The sequence below is a fragment of the Leucogemmata humicola genome, assembly GCF_055379415.1.
The window spans coordinates 3450559-3468577 of the sequence record NZ_AP040875.1 but is presented as its reverse complement, the minus strand read 5'-3'; the positions used below and the strand labels follow the sequence as shown (position 1 = coordinate 3468577).

At 63.7% G+C, this 18019-nt stretch carries 16 protein-coding genes and 1 tRNA gene; 16 read left to right on the top strand and 1 reads right to left on the bottom strand.

What is annotated here, in order from left to right; translation table 11 throughout:
* The first annotated feature begins 2 nt into the window (after positions 1-2).
* The 11 genes from AC6H4Z_RS14690 (at position 3) to AC6H4Z_RS14640 (ending at position 10950) form a co-directional block, all read left to right on the top strand.
* Positions 3-1931 (top strand): DnaA ATPase domain-containing protein, encoded by a 1929-nt coding sequence (locus AC6H4Z_RS14690; RefSeq protein ID WP_497542706.1) that lies wholly within the window; start codon positions 3-5, stop codon positions 1929-1931.
* On the top strand, positions 1931-3553 hold the full coding sequence (locus AC6H4Z_RS14685; RefSeq protein ID WP_497542705.1) for a DUF4388 domain-containing protein: 1623 nt from the start codon (positions 1931-1933) through the stop codon (positions 3551-3553). Before AC6H4Z_RS14690 ends, AC6H4Z_RS14685 begins: the two co-directional genes overlap by 1 nt.
* Positions 3553-4374 (top strand): CheR family methyltransferase, encoded by an 822-nt coding sequence (locus AC6H4Z_RS14680; RefSeq protein ID WP_497542704.1) that lies wholly within the window; start codon positions 3553-3555, stop codon positions 4372-4374. The genes AC6H4Z_RS14685 and AC6H4Z_RS14680 overlap by 1 nt, the downstream gene beginning before the upstream one ends.
* Positions 4371-4862 carry a chemotaxis protein CheD gene (locus AC6H4Z_RS14675; RefSeq protein WP_497542703.1) on the top strand — a complete coding sequence of 164 codons (492 nt, stop codon included), beginning with the start codon at positions 4371-4373 and terminating at the stop codon, positions 4860-4862. The genes AC6H4Z_RS14680 and AC6H4Z_RS14675 overlap by 4 nt, the downstream gene beginning before the upstream one ends.
* On the top strand, positions 4852-5919 hold the full coding sequence (locus tag AC6H4Z_RS14670) for a protein-glutamate methylesterase/protein-glutamine glutaminase (RefSeq protein ID WP_497542702.1): 1068 nt from the start codon (positions 4852-4854) through the stop codon (positions 5917-5919). The genes AC6H4Z_RS14675 and AC6H4Z_RS14670 overlap by 11 nt, the downstream gene beginning before the upstream one ends.
* Positions 5909-6403 (top strand): chemotaxis protein CheW, encoded by a 495-nt coding sequence (locus tag AC6H4Z_RS14665; protein WP_497542701.1) that lies wholly within the window; start codon positions 5909-5911, stop codon positions 6401-6403. The genes AC6H4Z_RS14670 and AC6H4Z_RS14665 overlap by 11 nt, the downstream gene beginning before the upstream one ends.
* Complete coding sequence (locus tag AC6H4Z_RS14660) at positions 6400-6885, top strand: chemotaxis protein CheW (protein ID WP_497542700.1); 486 nt, start codon at positions 6400-6402, stop codon at positions 6883-6885. The genes AC6H4Z_RS14665 and AC6H4Z_RS14660 overlap by 4 nt, the downstream gene beginning before the upstream one ends.
* Positions 6878-7729 carry a tetratricopeptide repeat protein gene (locus AC6H4Z_RS14655; protein ID WP_497542699.1) on the top strand — a complete coding sequence of 284 codons (852 nt, stop codon included), beginning with the start codon at positions 6878-6880 and terminating at the stop codon, positions 7727-7729. Before AC6H4Z_RS14660 ends, AC6H4Z_RS14655 begins: the two co-directional genes overlap by 8 nt.
* 59 nt (positions 7730-7788) lie before the next feature.
* Positions 7789-8739 carry a peptidase MA family metallohydrolase gene (locus tag AC6H4Z_RS14650; protein ID WP_497542698.1) on the top strand — a complete coding sequence of 317 codons (951 nt, stop codon included), beginning with the start codon at positions 7789-7791 and terminating at the stop codon, positions 8737-8739.
* Positions 8740-9041: 302 nt separating this feature from the next.
* A tRNA-Val gene (locus AC6H4Z_RS14645) sits at positions 9042-9115 on the top strand.
* A 128-nt stretch (positions 9116-9243) separates the two neighbouring features.
* Positions 9244-10950: a tetratricopeptide repeat protein gene (locus AC6H4Z_RS14640; RefSeq protein ID WP_497542697.1), complete on the top strand. Its 1707-nt coding sequence runs from the start codon at positions 9244-9246 to the stop codon at positions 10948-10950.
* Positions 10951-11012: 62 nt separating this feature from the next.
* On the opposite strand, the gene AC6H4Z_RS14635 is transcribed toward AC6H4Z_RS14640, so the two are convergent.
* A complete protein-coding gene (locus AC6H4Z_RS14635) occupies positions 11013-11906 on the bottom strand; it encodes a diacylglycerol/lipid kinase family protein (protein WP_497542696.1) in 894 nt (297 codons plus the stop codon).
* Between AC6H4Z_RS14635 and rsmH the strand changes: the two genes are divergently transcribed.
* The 5 genes from rsmH to AC6H4Z_RS14610 are packed head-to-tail and all read left to right on the top strand — an operon-like array spanning position 11878 to position 18013.
* Entirely contained in the window at positions 11878-12834 is a 957-nt protein-coding gene (gene rsmH, locus AC6H4Z_RS14630) for a 16S rRNA (cytosine(1402)-N(4))-methyltransferase RsmH (protein WP_497542695.1), read from the top strand. The two genes, AC6H4Z_RS14635 and rsmH, sit on opposite strands and share 29 nt — an antisense overlap.
* Positions 12816-13145 carry an FtsB/FtsL family cell division protein gene (locus tag AC6H4Z_RS14625; protein ID WP_497542694.1) on the top strand — a complete coding sequence of 110 codons (330 nt, stop codon included), beginning with the start codon at positions 12816-12818 and terminating at the stop codon, positions 13143-13145. Before rsmH ends, AC6H4Z_RS14625 begins: the two co-directional genes overlap by 19 nt.
* Positions 13132-15129 carry a penicillin-binding transpeptidase domain-containing protein gene (locus AC6H4Z_RS14620; protein ID WP_497542693.1) on the top strand — a complete coding sequence of 666 codons (1998 nt, stop codon included), beginning with the start codon at positions 13132-13134 and terminating at the stop codon, positions 15127-15129. Before AC6H4Z_RS14625 ends, AC6H4Z_RS14620 begins: the two co-directional genes overlap by 14 nt.
* Positions 15129-16616, top strand: coding sequence for a UDP-N-acetylmuramoyl-L-alanyl-D-glutamate--2,6-diaminopimelate ligase (locus AC6H4Z_RS14615; RefSeq protein ID WP_497542692.1), 1488 nt, complete (start codon positions 15129-15131; stop codon positions 16614-16616). Before AC6H4Z_RS14620 ends, AC6H4Z_RS14615 begins: the two co-directional genes overlap by 1 nt.
* A complete protein-coding gene (locus AC6H4Z_RS14610) occupies positions 16613-18013 on the top strand; it encodes a UDP-N-acetylmuramoyl-tripeptide--D-alanyl-D-alanine ligase (protein ID WP_497542691.1) in 1401 nt (466 codons plus the stop codon). The genes AC6H4Z_RS14615 and AC6H4Z_RS14610 overlap by 4 nt, the downstream gene beginning before the upstream one ends.
* Positions 18014-18019: the final 6 nt, after the last annotated feature.

Genomic DNA, 18019 nt, shown 5'->3' with positions numbered 1-18019 from the left:
CCATGCACATCGATACGCGTCTCCGCTTCGACAACTTCATCGTCGGCTCGGCGAATCGCCTCGCCGTCGCCGCGGCGCGCGCCGTCGCCGAAACGCCGGGCGCAGTGTACAACCCGCTGTTCGTCTACAGCAGCTCTGGGCTGGGCAAGACGCACCTCATGAGCGCGATCGGCAACCAGGTCGCCCAGCGCCACAAGGGTCTTGGCGTTGCACTCGTGACGCTCGATGACTTCGTCGAAGAACTGCACAAGGCCATGGCTGCCGGTGCCATCGAGTCGTTCAAAGAGCGCCACCTGAAAGTCGGGCTGCTGCTCATCGACGACATGCAGTTCCTCACGGGCCACCGCGAGACGCAGACCGAACTGCTTCGCATCTTCAACGCGCTCCAAGCCGACGGCCGACAGATCGTCATGACGAGCGATCGGCCGCCCTCGGAAATCGCCGATGTCGACGAACGTCTCATCACGCGACTGTCGGGTGGCCTCATCGTCGACATGGGAACGCCCGATTACGAAACGCGCATGGCGATTCTCAAGGCCAAGTGCGAAGAGCGCGGCGTTCGCTTCCGCGCCGGTGTTGCCGAAGAAATCGGGCGGCTCGATTTCAAGAACGTCCGCGAACTACAGGGCGCACTCAATCGCCTCATCGCCTATCAAACGCTCGGCGGCGAACAGGTCGATGCTGCCGCGGTGCTCGGCATCCTCGGCGACCTCGCCGAGCAGCGGTCGCGTGTCGCAACACCGCCGTTGGCCGGTGAGTTTCAGAGCTTCATCTCTGATATCTCCGTTGCCGTCGCGCAACATGTGGAACAGTGGAAGTCGCGCCTCATCGAAGCGATCGCCTACTGGACGAGCGAAGGCTACCGCACCGGCGCGTTGGATCGCGTGCTCCAGGATCCCACGCCGCCCACGAGCGTCGAAACGCTGCTGAGAGAATTCGAAGGGCGCGTGTCGCGATTGCGCGATCTCGAAAAGCAAATCGTCCGACTCGACCGCGCGCTCTCTGGCCACGACGCGTTTCACGATCCCGATCGCCTTCTCGAAGCCGAGCAGTTACTCGAGCGCGCCCTCCGCACGTCGGCGCCCCCTCCGGGTCCCTCGGCGGCGTTTACGCGCGCGGGCTTTGAAGTCGGTGGCAGCAATCAGCTCGCGGTGCGTGCGGCAGACGCGATCGTGAGCGTTCCGGGAAGCCGCTATAACCCGCTGTTCGTGCACGGGCCGAGCGGCGTGGGGAAGACACACCTGCTGAACGCGATCGGCAATGGGTTGATAGATCTCACTGCGACGACTGGCGGCGGCCGCGTGGCGTGTGTTCCGGCGCAGCTATTCGTCGACGAGCTGATCGGTGCTCTGCAGGAGGGCACGGTCGATCGCTGGCGCGCGCGTTATCGCGAGGCGAACGCGCTGCTGCTCGACGACGTGCAATTCGTCGCCGGCAAGGAGCGCACGCAGGAAGAGCTGTTCCACGTGTTCAACGCGCTCTACGCCGAAGGCAAGCAGCTCGTCATTGCGAGTGATCGTCCTCCGCGCGAACTCACCGGCCTCGAAGAGCGCCTGCGGTCGCGCTTCGAGGGTGGTCTGGTGGTGCAGATGCAGGCGCCAGATCGATCGCTTCGCGAACGTCTGTTCTCGCGCTTTCTCAAGGACCTCAGCATCGAACCGACGAGCGAGATGCTTTCGTATCTCGCCGAACGTCAGGTAGCGAGTGTTCGCGAGATCATTGGAACGGCGAACCGAATCTCAGCGTCGGCCGAGGTCGCGGGCGTTCCGGTCACGATCGGTTTCATTCGCGCCGAGATGGAGCCGGATCAATCCGAGGCGTCGCGTGCCGCCGCGATGCGGACCGCTGCCGATCCGTTCTTTCTCGATCGTGAGAAAGTTGTGTGGCGTTGGCCCGACGCGGCGGTTCGCTTGATCGAGGAGACGCGATAATGGCCATTCGCGGTAGTCTTCGAGAAGCGAGTCTTCCGGACGTGCTTCAACTCCTGTCGATGGGAAAGAAGACGGGATGCTTGAGCGTCACGCACCGAAACAGCTTCGGGTACATCTACTTCAACAAGGGTCGCATCTGCTACGCGTCGATCGTGAACCGACGCGACCGACTGGGCGACATGCTCGTGAAAACGGGCGTGATTGCACAGGCGCAGCTCGAGGCGGCGATCGACCTGCAGGATCGTCGGCGCGACAAACGACTGGGCGAGTTGCTCGTCGAGTTGGGTTCGCTCACGCAGCAGCAGTTGCACGACGCGATCAACGTGCAGATCCAGGAAGCCGTGTATTTCCTGTTCACCTGGAATCAGGGCACGTTCAACTTCGAGGCGGATGTCGCTCCGGATCAACACGACTTCGTCGTGTCGATCAATCCGGAGTCGCTGCTGCTCGAGGGCGCGCGTCGTGTCGACGAATGGGGCCTGATCGAGAAGAAGATCTCGAGCTTCGACATCGTGTTCGAGCGCGACCGTGCGAAGATCGCGCAGAGCGAGATCACGTTGAACGACGAATGGCGTTCGGTGCTCGAGATGGTCGATGGCAGTCGCGACGTTCAGCGGATCATCGACGATTCAGGGCAGGTGGAGTTCGAGGTTGGAAAGGCATTGTTCGGTCTGCTGAATGCGGGGTTCATTCATCGCATTGGCAAAACGGCGCCGCCCGTGGCCAGCGGTGCGAGCGAGGGGCGTGTGGAAGAGCATCGCAACCTCGGCATCGCGTTCTACAAGACGGCGATGCTCGACGAAGCGATCCGCGAATTTCGCCGCGTGCTCGAGTTGCGTAGCGACGACGCGCTCGCGCGCTTCTACGTCGGCCTGGTTCTAGCACGCCAGCGCAAATGGGATGACGCGTTGACGGCGTTCTCCGAGGCCGCTGCGCACCCAGGCGCGAACGCTGCCGTTTTTCACAACCTTGCGTATGCGCTCGAACAGCTCAATCGCTACGACGAAGCGCGCGTCGCACTCGACGAAGCTGTGCGACGCGGCGGCGGGGATGACCCGCGCGTCCACACCTCTCTCGGCGTCTTGAGTCTGCTCGCCGGCGACCTCGCCGCTGCCGACGCATCGCTCGCGGCCGCGCGGCCGCTCTTTGGCAAACGTCCGCCAACACCGGCGTGGTTCCACTACATGGGGCTGACCGCGGCGCTCCGCGGAGAGGGAGCGCGTTCGGCGGCGATCCTCAACGAGGGCGTGGTCGCACATCCGCACTCCGCGGTGCTGCTCAATAACCTCGCGGCCGTCCTCGAACGCGATGCCGACTACGAGGGTGCACGATCAATCGCCGAACGCGGGGTGCAGGAAGACCCGGGCGTGGCACAACTGCATAAGAATTTGGGTGATCTCTACTATCGCGGCGCGCGGTACGATGATGCGCTCGAAGCCTATTTGCGCGCCAGCAAAGTGGAGCCCGAGCTTGGCGCCGACATGTATTTGAAGCTCGGCAACATCAAGCTTCGCCGACAGGAACGCGAAGACGCCGTTCGCTGCTGGGAACGTGCGCTCGAACTCGATCCCGACAACGCAATCGTCCGAACCAACCTCGAGTCGGTTCGTCAGGTCTTTTGATGATCGACCAGCAGGAGCACGCCGGAGATTTTTCCGCGCTTACGCAGAAGATCTCGGTCGAGCGCGGTTTTGGGTGTGCGAGCTACAAGGAAAAGTGCTTGCGACGGCGCATCGCGGTCCGCATGCGCGCGCGCGGCGTACACACGTACGGCGACTACGCCCACGTTCTGGACACGGACGCGGCGGAATACGATCGCCTGCTCGACGCGCTTACGATCAACGTCACCAAGCTGTTCCGGAACTGGGAAGTGTACGCCTCGATGGCGGCCAACGTCATTCCTGCTCTGTGGCATCGGCAGACACCCAAAATTCGCGTGTGGAGCGCAGGGTGTTCGTCGGGCGACGAGCCGTATTCGCTGGCGATTCTCTTCCACCGATTCGCTTCGGTGAACGGGATGCTCTCGCAACTCGGTCGCGTCGACGTGCTCGGCACCGACATCGATCGACAGTGTCTCGATGCCGCGGCGTTGGGGCAGTTCGAAGAGGCGGACTTTGCAGAGACGCCGCCCGAACTTCGGCAGCGGTACTTCGCTGCGTCGCCGCCGTTCGATGTGTCGCCGGCAATTCGTGGCTTGGTGCGCTTTCAGTCGCGCGACCTGCTCCGCGAATCCGCGCCGCCAGGGGCGCACGATCTGATCACCTGCCGCAACGTCCTGATCTATTTTGATCGCGAGACGCAGGAACGGCTGTTCGAGTCCTTTTATCACGCCCTCGCTCCTGACGGCTTTCTCGTATTGGGCAAGGTCGAGACGATTCTGGGCCGATACCGCTCGCGTTTCGCGCCAGTCGATTCGCGCAGCCGAATCTTCCGGCGACTATGATCGCGGAGACGTCAGAGATTCGGGTCGGCGTTGCCGACTACGCTGTGTCGGCCGGTGGAATGATCACGACGATCGGCCTCGGGTCGTGTGTTGCGATCGTTCTGCACGACGCCGCGGCGCGTGTCGGCGGACTCGCACACGTGCTGCTGCCGAGCGCGTCGATGTCGCGCGATCAATCGAATCCGGCAAAGTTCCCGGAAACCGCGCTGCCACTGTTGTTGAGCGAAATGGCAAAGCACGGCGCGCGCCGCGAGCGGGTAACGGCAAAGATCGTGGGTGGGGCGAGCATGTTCGCCAGTCTGATCCCCAGCGGCACGATCAACATCGGCGAGCGGAACATCGCCGCGGTGCGCGATGTCCTGAGCCAGGCCAAGCTGCCGATCGTCGCAGAAGACGTCGGCAGCGACTACGGGCGAAGCGTGTACCTGAATACTTGCGACGGGCGCGTCGAGGTTCGGTCGCTGAGAAAAGGCTCGCGTGTCCTCTAAACTGCCGCGCGTCCTCGTCGTGGACGACAGCGCGTTCATGCGACGATTGACGTCGCAGATCATCGAGGGTTCTGGCGAGTTCACCGTCGTGGGCACGGCACGAAATGGGTATGATGCGCTCAAGCAGGTGCACGCACTGGAACCGGACATCGTGACGCTCGACGTCGACATGCCGGAGCTCGATGGGTTGAGCGCCCTCGGGTACATCATGAGCGAGACGCCGCGACCAGTCGTGATGCTGAGCGCAGGTACGACGAGCAGTGGACACGAAGCGGCGTTTCGTGCGCTCGAGTTGGGCGCGGTGGATTTCGTACTCAAGCCATCTGGCTCGATCAGTCTCGATCTGGTGCGGATCACCGATCGTCTGCTCGGCGCGTTGCGCGCCGCTGCCGCGGCGAATCCAGCCGGGCTACGGATGTTGCCGCGAGCAGTCCCGGTTGCTGGCGATGACGTGCCGGGCCTGTCGCGAGCGACGCAGGCCGTTGTCATCGCGTCGTCGACGGGTGGTCCGCGCGCGCTCGCGGCGATCGTGCCGCAACTCGTGCACTCGCTGCCCGCGGCGGTTCTAATCGTTCAGCACATGCCGGCGGGATTTACCAAGAGCATGGCGCGTCGGCTCGACACGGTGAGCCCACTCTCCATCGACGAGGCCGAGGAGGGAGAACCGGTCGTCGGCGGACGGGTGTACGTCGCACCAGGCGGCGTTCACATGATCGTGAAGGACGACGGCGCCGGTCCGTACATCGCGATTGATCGATCCCCGCCGGTATGGGGCGTGCGTCCAGCGGCCGACATGCTATTCCGATCGGCTGCGCAGGTATTCGGGCGTTCGACCGTGGCGGTGGTTCTCACCGGGATGGGGCGCGACGGGGCAGCGGGCACGCACTTGATCCGCCAGGCAGGCGGCAAGGCAATCGTTCAGGATCGTGAGTCAGCGACGATCTTCGGTATGCCTCAGGCCGCGCTCCAGGTGGCGGGCGCGGATCGCGTGGCCCCGCTGTCCGAAATTGGCGCGTCGATCGTCGAGTTCGTGGATGCGGTGCGCCATGTTCCGTGACGGCGCTGAGCGCTTTCTCGTCTTCGGCATAGGGGCGGAGCGATTCGCGGTGCCGTTGACAGCGGTGGATGAAGTAATCGAAACGCCATCGGTACAGCGATTTCCCGACGCGCCGCCGGCCGTGCTGGGCGTGACGTCAATTCGCGGTGCGCTGGTGACGTTCTACGATCCGCGGCCGATCCTCAATGTGGAAGGAACTCGCAGCGGCACGGCGCAGGACGCAGCGTTGTTGTTCGAGCGTTCGACAACCAGAGACGCGGACGGACGCGATACGAGCCGCCGCGTGGGTTTGACGATCGACGAGGTGTACGACACGGTCGTGATCGAGCCGGAAGAAGTCCGATCGGCACCGGGCGCTGATGCCTCCGATCGAGTGCTAGTTGGGGTGGTGCGACGCGGGAAGGAGTTGATCGCGATTCTCGACGCCACCGCACTCCTCGATGCGGCAATAGCCGCGGGCGATATGCACGGAGAACGGACATGAAGACGGATGTCGTGAAGCTCGTCACGTTCCAACTCGGCCTCGATCTCTTTGGCGCCGACGTCCTCTCGGTCGACCGCGTGCTGCGGTACTCGCCTCCCAACTGTGTGCCCGACGTTCCCTCGTGGATCGAAGGTGTGATCGAACATCGCGGAATGGTGGTGCCGGTCGTCGACCTCCGTCGGCGCGTGGAATTGTCCGACGATTCGATCACACCGGAAACGCGAATTCTCGTGCTGAACACGGCGACGGGATGTGTTGGCGTGATCGTCGACATGGTGCACGAGGTGGCGATGATTTCGTCAGCCAGCGTGTCGCCGCCGCCGGCGCTCTTCCGCGGCCTCTCCGCGGAATTCATTCGAGGGATCGCGAAGGTTCGCGATCAACTGGTCGTCGTCCTCGACGTCGATCGCGTGCTGTCGAGCACTGACCGAATCACCTTCGACGCGTCGGCTCAGGCCGGAGCCGCGGCGCTTCGTGGCTGAGCGCCTGGTCGACGAGCTTCGGGCGCGACGTCAGGCGCTCGACGCGCGACTCGACCAGCCTGGCGCGGGCGCGGAGTTGGACGCGCTCAAGGCCCAGATTGGCGCGCTGTTCAAGTCGGTCGAAGCGGAGATCGCTGAACTCACCGCGGCGAAGGCCGACGTCCTGCAGCTCGTCGAAAAGTGGAAGGCGGTGAAGGCAAAACAGCCGTCGCTCGCGCCGCAATTCGTGCCGGAAAAGCCCCTCGTGCATGCCGATCACATCGGCGCGTCGACGTTCATCGAGAAGGGCTGGAGCAAGATCTCATCAGGCGATCACAGCGGCGCGGAGCAGGACCTCATGCGTGCCCTGCAGCTGTCGCCCAACGACCCGCAAGCGGAATCGCTGCTGGGGTGGGCGCTGATGCTGCAGGACAAGTTCGACGACGCGCTGCTCAACTTCCAGAAAGTGTTGATCCGCGAGCCTCAGAACGCGCTAGCTCGCATCAACGTCGGCTACATTTGTCTGAAGAAGCGGATCTTCGGCGAGGCGATCGAGCATCTGTCTCGCGCGATCCGGCTCGACAACGACAAGAAAGCGACGCTGTACGCGCACTTTTATCTGGGCCTCGTGTATCTCGAGCGGGACATGTTCGAGGACGCGCAAACGTTCTTTCAGAAGACGATTGCCCTGGGCCCGAACCTGATCGAGGCGTACTACGAGTTGGGCCGAGCGTACTGGTTCAACGGGCAGCGCGACGAGGCGGTCGACACGTGGAAGTCGGGATTTGCGACCAACAAGTTCAATCCGTGGGGCAAGCGTTGTTCGGAAGTTCTAAAAACCGTCGAAGAGGGCGGCGAGCCGTAGGCGCGTCGCTTGTCCTCGCGGTGCTCGTGATGATGTGGTCCGCTGTCACAGCTTCGAGGTTGCTAGCACAGGAAGCGCCGGAGCGGATCGATCGCGGGCGATTTACGGCGGTGTTTTTTCCCGAGGATCGCGCGCTGGCCACGTCGCTGCTCGACGGGGCAGTGAAGAACGACACGTTTCCGGGATTGCCGCGGCCCAAGGCGCGCGCCCTGTTGGCCATTGCCCCCGACCGGCGTCGCTTTCGCGAGTGGGTTGGCCCGGGCGCGCCGGAGTGGGGAGCTGGTATTGCGTTCCCCGAGTCGCAGCGCATCGTGATGCACGGTCGCGCCAGCGGCAGCGACGCCGGCGATCCGCGCGAGGTGTTTCGGCATGAGGTCGCACACCTGGCGTTGCACGAGTCGCTGGGCGATTTGCCGCCGCGTTGGTTCGATGAGGGCTACGCCAGCTATGCCGCGCGCGAGTGGACCCGCGAGGATGCATTGGCGACGAACGTCGCGCTCGCCATTCGAGGAACTCCGACCTTTGACGAACTGGACCGTCAGTTCTCGGCCGGTTCCGGCACGGCGCAGAACGCTTACGCCCTGGCGTACCGGGCGGTCGTCGAGCTCGCATCTATCGATACGGCGACGGGACTTTCACGATTCTTCAATGCGTGGCGAACGACCGGGTCGATGGACGTGGCGCTGCGATCGGAGTTTGGACTGACGCTGGCGGGGTTTGAGCTGCGTTGGCGGCAGAGCACTCGTCGTCGCTATGGGGCACTCGCTTTGGTCAGCGATGTCGCGCTGAGTGGGGTATTCTTGATTGTGCTCGTATTCCCGCTATACGTGGCGCGCAGGCAGCGCGACAAGCGACGATTGGCGGCGATGGTTGCGGCGGACGACGCGGCGGAACGGGCCGCGAGGGAGAGTGTGATCGAGGCCCTGTTGCGCGGGGACGATTGGCCGCAGTTTGGTGGGGGGACGCCGCCAGCGTCGCCGCCCACTCAGCCCCCGGCGCCGCCATCTTAATCGCACCGTAATGTGGCGCTCATCGTGACGTAACTTCGCGCCAGCACATTGCTTGACAGCATTCCGGGGAAAGTCTACACTACAACCCCTATGGCTGCGAATGATCCGTCGTCCCGCACGCGGGGCCTGATGTGGTGGGGAATTGCCCTGTTGGCGATCGTTGCGGGGTTTGCCGATTTAGCTCGTGGCGGCGAAACCATTGCTCCGATCTTGTTGACTGTTGGCTACTGCGTGTTGATACCGATGGCCATTTTGAAGGCGTAGTGATCGGGTGAGGGGACCGTCCGATCGAGAACGGGATCGGGCGAATAGCTCAGTTGGTTAGAGCGCCTGCCTTACACGCAGGATGTCGGGGGTTCGAGTCCCTCTTCGCCCATGGTAGGAAACTGAATTGCGAACCCGAGCGCATGCGGCGGGGTACTTCTGATCAACGTTTGGGAGGTTAAGACCGTGAAGGCAACGCAACGCCATGCGGCTGCGGCCGTGGGTTTTTTCGCGCTCTCAATGACGGGAGCACCCGCGTTCGCACAGCAGCAACAGCCCGCGCAGCGCGGAGGACCGCCGACGGGGGATACGCCGTATATCCTCGTCACGACGTTCCAGAGCTCCGATCGGAAGCTCGGTGTCGACGTGGCCGATGAACTACGTAAACGCATTCAGGGCGAGCATTCGGCCAAGGAACTGTATGCGGTGCCGAAGAACAGCATCAACGGCACGCTAGAGGCTTCGGGCTATCGTCCGGATTCGGCGCTGAACGCGTCGGACCTCATGGAGCTCTCCAAGCAGCTCCACGGCGAATACGTCATTGATGGCAAGGCGTCGAAGGGCACGGGCAATGGGGTTCGCCTCGACACCCGCATTCTTCTCCGCACTGGTCAGAGCACGCTCGCGCAGCCGCTTCCGCCGGCCGATGGAAAGGACGCCGGAGATGCAGCGAAGATCGTCGAGAAGTCGATCACTGAAGCGCTCAAGGGGATGAAGCCCTACAAGGACTGCATCAATGCCCTGCGCGCGAACAAGTTCGACGAAGCCGAAAAGAATGCGCGTCTAGGTATCGCTGCGTATAGCAACTCGGTGTTGTCGCGCATTTGCTTGCTGCAGGCACAGACGGGACTGAAGGCATCGCCGGATTCGATCATCAGCACGGCGAACGCGATTCTCGCGGTTGATCCGACCAGCGTTCTCGCTTTGGCCAACGTCGTCGAGGCGTACAAGGCCAAGGGCGACAAGGAAAAGGCGGTCGAAGCTAACATCCGCATCTGGCGCATCGATCCGACGAACCAGTCGATCGCGCAGAGCATCGTGACGGACCTCGCGCAGTCAGGTGCGCCGGACAAGGCTCTACAGATTCTCGATACGCTGCTCAAGGAGAATCCGTCGGATCCGCCGATGATTCGTACCAAGTGGCTGCTTCAGCTCAAGGCCGGCCAGTTCAAGAATGCGCTGGCAACTGGCGAAGAACTGATCAAGGTCGACACGGCGGCGGCGAACCTGGACTTCTACAACCGTCAGATCGGCGCGGCGCAGAGCGACAGCAGCACGGTGAAGGTTCAGGAATGGGCGTCGAAGGCGGCGGCGAAGTTCCCAACCGACGCGAGCTTCCCGACGCTGTTGGCCCAGAGCTATCGCAAGACGGGACAGCTGCAGCAGGCGCTGGCGGCGGCGCGTCGTGCGGCGCAGATCGATCCCAAGAACTCAAATGCCTGGTTGTTTGCCGTCGTGACGGCGAACGATCTGAACATGCCGGACAGCGCAGTGGCTTTTGCCCAGCAGGCGATCGCAGCGGGCGCTGACAAGGCTGCGCTGGGTCAGGCGCTACTCGCCGTCGTGAATCCGCTGGTCAAGAAGGCGACCGATTCGAAGGATCGCGGCGATTGGGAAGCGGCGCTGAAAATGGCGACGACGGTCGATGCGGCGATTCCGACCGAAGCGACGAAGTTCTACGTCGGTCTCACGTCCTTCCAGGTTGGCCTCGACGCGCTGCAGAACGCGCAGAAGCTCGGCGGCGAGAAGGGCAAGGACGCGAAGGATTCGAGAGCGAAGGCCTGCGTTGAAGCGAAGGTTGCCGAAGATCAGTGGGCAACGTCGCAGATCAACATCCCGCGCGGCGCGGCGTTCAACAAGGAAGGCGCTGGCCAGATCATGGGCGTCATCCAGCAGTACAGCGAGTTCATCCCGAAGATGAAGACCCAGTACTGCACCGGGAAGTAGCGATACTCTTACGATCGAAACCGCCCGCCGCGAACTTCGCGGCGGGCGGTTTTCGTTTCATGCTACTCCGCTTCGCCGGGCAACCGGACCACGTGGACCCACAGGTCGCGCGCGCGCGCCCGGTACATGAGTCTTTTGGAATTGGAGTACTCTCCGTCCACATTCACCGAGATCGGGTCGTTACCCTCGATCGTCACCGAGCGAAGTTGGACGTAGTGCACGCCTGGATGGCCCATGTGTTCCCCGCGCTTTACTCGGAGCACCGTCCGGGCGAACTCGCCGCGCGACATGCCTTCGACGATGCACAGGTCCAGGAGTCCGTCGGTGGCCGACGCCATTGGCGTGACCAGCGTTCCGCCTCCCGTCGAGCGCGTGAGTCCCACCGCGAACATCAGGAACTCGCCCTCGTACGCAAACCCATCGCCGACGAATCGCGCGTGGTACGGCCGAAATTCGGCGAACATGCGCATGCCGCTGATCGCGTAGGCGACCGGGCCGAGCGATTCCTTCGCTTCGGCGGGCGTTTCCGCCGTCGCCTCGGCACCGACACCGCCCGTTGAGACGTTGAGAAAACGCCGGCCATTCAACGACGCAGTATCCAGTCGCCGAGGCTTGCGTTGTAGGATAACATCCATGGCATGATCGGCATCTCCTGGAATGCCTACCTGCCGGGCAAAATCGTTCGCCGTTCCCACTGGAATAATCCCCAGCGGAACGTCGTATCCGTCGAGCCCGTTCACCACTTCGTTGAGCGTCCCGTCGCCACCAACTGCAACGACCACATCGACACCGCGTCGCGCCGCATTGGCCGCGATCGCCGTCGCTTCGCCCGCCTCGAACGTCGTGAGCGGTTCGACGAAGTGCCCCTTGTCGCGCACCCAATTCACGAGATGACGCAGATCGGGGCGATCGGCGCGCGACCCGTGAATGACCAAGACGATGTGTTTGGAAGGCATGGCGTCTGATAGCGCATATCACGCGCCTGTGCTCGCCAATGAGGTCGTCGAGCTGTTTCGCGGGGCGAAGAGCATTCTCGACGGCACGCTCGGCGGGGGCGGTCACACGATCGCGCTCCTCGAAGCTGGGGCCGAGCGCGTCATTGGAGTCGACCGCGACCCGAACGCGCTAACCGCAGCGTCCGACCGATTGAAGGATTTCGTAGCGGCTGGCCGGTTTACGGCTGTCGCGTCGAATTACGCAGCCGTCGAGGACGCGCCCGAGCTCGCCGGCCAGCGCTTCGATGCTATTTTGCTCGACCTTGGCGTGTCGTCGCACCAGGTGGACGATGCCAGCCGCGGCTTTACTTTCCGCCCCGGCGCGCCGCTCGACATGCGCATGGGCTCCGACGCCTATGCTACGGCTGCGGATGTGTTGAACCAGGAAAACGAGGCGACGCTCACGGGTGTGTTCAAGGAATTCGGCGACGAACCGCGCGGGGCGAGACTTGCACGGGAGGTTGTCCGGCGTCGTGCCAACAAGCCGTTCGAAACGAGCGACGATTTCGTCGGCGCCATTCGAGCGGTGCTTGGCCCGCGAAGTGGCGCGCCCGAATTCGCTCGTCTCTTTCAGGCGCTGCGTATCGCCGTGAACAATGAGCTCATGGGACTGACCCACGCGCTGCCTGTGTTGCGCGACCGGTTGAATCCGGGCGGCACACTCGCGGTGATTGCCTATCACTCGGGAGAGGATCGCATCGTCAAGAACATGTTTCGCGACTGGAGCGCGGCTTGCGTGTGCCCGCCGAAGCATCCGGTCTGTACCTGTCGCGGACATCCCCTTGGAACGACGGTCACCCGTCGGGCGCTCACCGCGTCCGAGGACGAAGTACACCGCAATCCGCGCGCACGAAGCGCGCGACTTCGCGCATGGCAAAACGCCGAGTAGCCGCCAGGCGGCGGTCGGTCTTCGCGCTGGTGCTCGTTGGTTTCGTCTTGGTGACGACGGGCGTCATTGCACGGAGAGTTTTGGGCGTTCGCCAAGCGGGGGAGATTCGTGCCCTCCAGCGCAAACGCGATGCTCTCGTGGCGGAGCGTATTCGGCTGGAGTCGTCGATTCGCGAGGCATCGAGTCGCGCACGACTGCAGCCGATTGCCGAACAACGATTGAACATGCACATCCCCAAAGCCGAACAGCAGATCATTCTCCCGCGCCCCGCGGCCGGCGAAGCGCCTCGTGCCAAGCATGATTCGCTCTAGGCGAATCGGCCTGTCTCACGCAACGCTCGCGGTGTTCGCCCTCGCCATTCTGGTGAAGGCGGGCATGGTGCAGTTGGTGCACGGAAAGGATTGGCGCGCACGCGCCGAACGGCAGCAGGCGAGCGAGCGCGAAGTGCCGGCGCCGCGCGGTGAGATCCTCGACGCAACCCGGCGCGTGCTCGCGCAGAGTCGGGAAATGGTTCGGCTCGAGATTGCGCCGCGCGAGGTACAGGAGCCGGCCAAGCTCCGTCGCGCGTTGGCAAAGCTGGAGGTCGATCCGCAGTTGATTCGGCGCGCCGTAGATACTTCGTCGAAGTACTTGGTGTTGCCGGGTCGTTTTCTCGCTGTAGAAGCGGCGCCCGCGATGGCGCTTCGCGGTGTGCATTCGTACGCCACGATCATGCGCTCCTACGCAATCTCGCGCGGAGGGCAGGGTATCGTCGGGCACGTCGACGCCGACAACAAGCCAATCGACGGACTCGAGCTCTCGCTCGATTCCATTCTGCACGGCATTCCCGGCGCGACGACGATATACAAGGATCCGAAAGGTCAGAGCCACGAGTCGCCGATCGCTCCTGGCACCGCTCCCACCAAGGGAAGCAGCGTGGTCCTGACGATCAACGCCGATCTCCAGGAGATCGCCGAGAAATCGTTGGCCGACGCCATCTCGCGCATGGGTGCCGAGGGTGGTGACATCGTCATTCTCGATCCGAACGACGGCGAGATTCTGGCGATGGCGAGCCGTAGGCTCGATCCGAACCAGACGTCGATCACGGCGATCACCGAGCCGTTCGAGCCGGGATCGACGATGAAGCCGTTCATCGCTGCCGGGCTGCTGGATCGTGGCCGCGTCAGCGATCACGATTCAGTCGACACAGGGAACGGGATACTGCAGATCCCCGGTCGTGCGAATCCGATTCGCGACGAGCATCTCGTTGGTCGCGCGCCGCTGTCCGAAGTGCTCCGGTGGTCGAGTAACATCGGCATCGTGAAGTTTGCCGAACGTCTCTCGGCGCGCGAAGAGTTCGAGACGTTGCGTGACTTTGGATTCGGAACTCCCACGGGCATCCCGTACCCGACCGAGTCGCAGGGCATTCTACGCGCGCCGGTGAGTTGGTCGAACCAGTCGGGTCACTCGCTGGCGATGGGCTATGAGATTTCCGTGACGCCGCTGCAACTCGCCGCGGCGTACGCGCCGCTGGCAAACGGCGGCGAGCTTGTCGAGCCAACGCTGGTGAAAGAGATCATCGGACCGGACGGCACCGTGCGCTTCAAACACGAGCGTCGCGTCGTTCGCCGCGTGGTCGCGAAGCCTGTGGCTGACAAGGTTCGCCGGATGCTGCTCGACATCGTCGACGAAGGAACGGCACTGCAGGCAGCGCTCGACAACTACCGACTTGCCGGCAAGACTGGAACGCCGCGCGCCACGGTCAAAGGCCGGTACATTCAGGGCCGGTACAACCCGAACTTCGTCGGGCTCTTTCCGGGCGACAATCCGCAGTACGTCATCGTCGTGAAGCTCACCGCGCCACAGAGCTCGATCTTCGCCGCGAACACGGCCGCGCCGGTCAGCAAGGTGATTCTGCAGGCGGCGATCGCGGCGCGCGACGCAGCGCTCGATCGCTCGCGGCTTGCAACGAGCGTGGTTCCTACGCGTAAGCAGCTCGCCCAAGGCCCGCCTGTTCAGCAAGCAGGTGAGCCGCGCCAGGTTGCCGTCGCCCCGACGCGCGACGACTCGGCAGTCGAGAAAGCGAGCGCGCCGTACGTTGTGACACTGCCGTTGAAGCCAACGGCGCCGCCACCGCGCGTGGCGCGCGCCGTGCCCGATGTTCGCGGCCTCGATCTGCGTGGCGCAGTTCGCTCACTGCACAGCGCCGGCTTCCGCGTGCAACTCGCTCGCGCCGGCGGACCGCCGGCCACGAGCCCCGCCGCAGGCGAACTCGCCGCGACTGGCACTCTGATTCGATTGCATTTCGACTATTGATGCACGCCGACATCGATACGATCGCGCGCGCACTCGACGAGGCCAAACTTCTCGTCGAGCGCCGCGGCGCGCTTCCAAACTCCGTGGATGGCATCACCGACGATAGTCGTTCGGTGCGCCCTGGCTCGCTCTTCGTCGCCGTGCGCGGAACGGAGCGTGACGGCCACGACTATCTCGACGCTGCCGCGAAGTCTGGTGCGAGCGCCGCGATCGTTCAGGACGCGAGTCGCACGACGCTGCCAGCGCTCGTCGTCAACGACGGTCGTCGCGCGGCGGCCGTCGCCGCGGCGGCGGCGTACGGTTTCCCCGCGCGCGAACTGCAACTAGTGGGCGTCACCGGCACGAACGGAAAGACGACCACCGTCAATCTTCTACGCCACCTGCTCGGCGAAGTCGGTGCTCGAAGCGCCTCGATTGGAACGCTGGGCGTTCTCGTGGGAAGTGAAGGCACTCCGCTCGCCGGCGGCGGTGGCCTCACCACGCCTGGCCCGATCGAATTGCAGCGGATCTTTCGCGCGCTACGCGACGACGGCGTGCGACGGGTTGCGATGGAAGTGTCGTCGCACTCGTTGCATCAACGGCGCGTCGAGGGCGTGAATTTCGACGTCGCGGTGTTCACGAACTTCACGCGCGACCATCTCGACTATCACAAGACGATGGAGGAGTACTTCGCCGCAAAGGCGATGCTCATCGACCATCTGGTACCGCACGGCACGGTCGTGTCGAACCTCGACGATCCGGCGTGGAACGGCCTGCGCACCGAGCGACGCCGAGTGGCGTTCAGTGAGCGTGTGCCGACGGCCGAGGTGCACGCGGAGGATGTGCGGTTCAGTCCCCGCGGGAGTGAGTGGACGATTTGCCTCGGAAGTGAGCGAAGTGCAGTGCGCTTGCCGCTGATCGGCGACTTCAACGTGATCAACGCGCTCGGCACCGCCGCGGCGGCGTACGCACTTGGCCTGCCTGCGCAGCGAATTGCCGAGCGACTCTCGACGATGCCGCAGGTGCCAGGGCGGCTCGAGGTACTCAGCGACAACCCGGCCGTTCTGCGCGACTACGCGCATACTCCGGATGCGCTGGAGCGAGCGCTCGATGCAGTGCGTCCGTTCACGCCAGAGCGATTGATCGTCGTATTCGGTTGCGGCGGCGATCGAGATCGAGGAAAGCGGCCCGAGATGGGTGCGATCGCTGAATCGAGAGCGGATATTGCGATTATGACCAGCGATAATCCGCGTACGGAAGATCCCGAGCGAATCCTCGACGACATCGAAGCTGGAATGAAGCGCGACAATCACGAACGAATCGAAGATCGACGTGCTGCCATTGCCCGGGCGCTCGAGATTGCCACGCCACGGGATGTCGTGATTCTTGCGGGCAAGGGTCACGAGGACTATCAGATTCGCGGAACGACCAAACTGCCGTTCGATGAGAAGATCATCGTGGGCGAGATGATCGCCGAGCGCCAAGCGATGTCGGAGGGCGCGCGATGAGCACCGCGCATCCGAGCGTCGTGAAAACGAACTTCTGGACGATGGATCGCGTGGCGGCCGCGCTGTCGTCGCTTTCGCCTGTCAATCTGCCGCGGGGCGACCGCGTCTTTGGCCGCGTGTGGACCGACACGCGTACGATCGAACCTGGCGATCTCTTTCTCGCGCTCGTTGGCGAACGATTCGACGCCCACGATTTTCTCGCCAACGCCGTGGCCAAGGGTGCGTCTGGAGTTATCGTATCGCGCGCCGAGTCGGCAAAGCGCCTGGACGTTCCCGTATTCGAGGTCGACGACACGCTCGTGGCGCTCGGCGCGCTGGCGACCTTCCGTCGCCGCGCGCTGAACATTCCGGTTGTCGGCGTTGTGGGCACGAATGGAAAGACGAGCACCAAAGAGTTGATCAAGGCCGCGCTCGCGAGCGTCCTCGAGGTTCATGCGACGAGCGGGAACCTGAACAACCTGATTGGCGTTCCGCTCACGTTGCTCGCGATGCCCGATTCGGCTGACGTGGCCGTGATCGAAATGGGAACGAACCAGCCCGGCGAAGTCGCGCGGTTGCGCGCCATCGTCGAGCCGAACATCACGGTCGTGACGTCGATCGCCGAGGAGCACCTCGAAGGGCTCGGCGATTTGGCTGGCGTGATGCGCGAGGAGCTTTCGGCGGCCGATGGCGTTCCGGTGACGATCGTTCCGGCGTCGCAGCCCGAAGTGGTCGACGCGGCGAACGCACGTGCGACGCGCGTGATCTCGGCGGGCGTGGACGCGGGTGATGTACGGCCGAGCGCCTGGTCGATCGACGCTGACGGTCGCGGCCGGCTGACGGTGCAGGGCGTCGAGGCACATCTCCCGGTTCGGGGCGCGCACAATCTGCGCAATGCGATGCTCGCGTTCGCGGTAGCGCAGGAGCTTGGTGTGTCAGCGGGCGATGCGGCGCGCGGAATCGACGCAATGGTTCCGCCGCCGATGCGCGTGAATTGGGAGCAGCACGGCGCAGCGACGCTGATCAACGATGCCTATAATTCCAATCCCGGTTCGGCGCGCGCGGCGATCGAATTGCTTCGTCACGCAGGCGTGGGACGTCAGCGAGTCGCCGTATTAGCCACGATGCTCGAGTTGGGGCCGACCACGCCGCAGCTGCACGACGACGTTGCGCGCGACGCGATGTCTGGCGGAATCGAGCTGGTCGGCGCGCTCGGCGAATTCGCGGCTGCACTTGGGCGTATCGCTCCGGGTGATCCGCGCGTCATAACGGCTGACGATGTCGACGGGCTCTGGCATTCATTGTCATCGCGCCTCGCCCCGGATGCTGTCATCCTTCTGAAGGGATCGCGGGGGATGCGTCTGGAACGGCTCGTCGAACCGATCGCGCGCTGGGCAAAGGAACACGCCGAGTCCTGAACCTCA

Bases quoted from the DNA above. Each gene is read 5' to 3' on its own strand.
- AC6H4Z_RS14690 (WP_497542706.1), top strand. From the start codon at position 3: ATGCACATCGATACGCGTCTCCGCTTCGACAACTTCATCGTCGGCTCG.
- AC6H4Z_RS14685 (WP_497542705.1), top strand. From the start codon at position 1,931: ATGGCCATTCGCGGTAGTCTTCGAGAAGCGAGTCTTCCGGACGTGCTT.
- AC6H4Z_RS14680 (WP_497542704.1), top strand. From the start codon at position 3,553: ATGATCGACCAGCAGGAGCACGCCGGAGATTTTTCCGCGCTTACGCAG.
- AC6H4Z_RS14675 (WP_497542703.1), top strand. From the start codon at position 4,371: ATGATCGCGGAGACGTCAGAGATTCGGGTCGGCGTTGCCGACTACGCT.
- AC6H4Z_RS14665 (WP_497542701.1), top strand. From the start codon at position 5,909: ATGTTCCGTGACGGCGCTGAGCGCTTTCTCGTCTTCGGCATAGGGGCG.
- AC6H4Z_RS14660 (WP_497542700.1), top strand. From the start codon at position 6,400: ATGAAGACGGATGTCGTGAAGCTCGTCACGTTCCAACTCGGCCTCGAT.
- AC6H4Z_RS14640 (WP_497542697.1), top strand. From the start codon at position 9,244: ATGACGGGAGCACCCGCGTTCGCACAGCAGCAACAGCCCGCGCAGCGC.
- rsmH (WP_497542695.1), top strand. From the start codon at position 11,878: ATGACCAAGACGATGTGTTTGGAAGGCATGGCGTCTGATAGCGCATAT.
- AC6H4Z_RS14635 (WP_497542696.1), bottom strand. From the start codon at position 11,906: ATGCCTTCCAAACACATCGTCTTGGTCATTCACGGGTCGCGCGCCGAT.
- AC6H4Z_RS14625 (WP_497542694.1), top strand. From the start codon at position 12,816: ATGGCAAAACGCCGAGTAGCCGCCAGGCGGCGGTCGGTCTTCGCGCTG.
- AC6H4Z_RS14620 (WP_497542693.1), top strand. From the start codon at position 13,132: ATGATTCGCTCTAGGCGAATCGGCCTGTCTCACGCAACGCTCGCGGTG.
- AC6H4Z_RS14615 (WP_497542692.1), top strand. From the start codon at position 15,129: ATGCACGCCGACATCGATACGATCGCGCGCGCACTCGACGAGGCCAAA.
- AC6H4Z_RS14610 (WP_497542691.1), top strand. From the start codon at position 16,613: ATGAGCACCGCGCATCCGAGCGTCGTGAAAACGAACTTCTGGACGATG.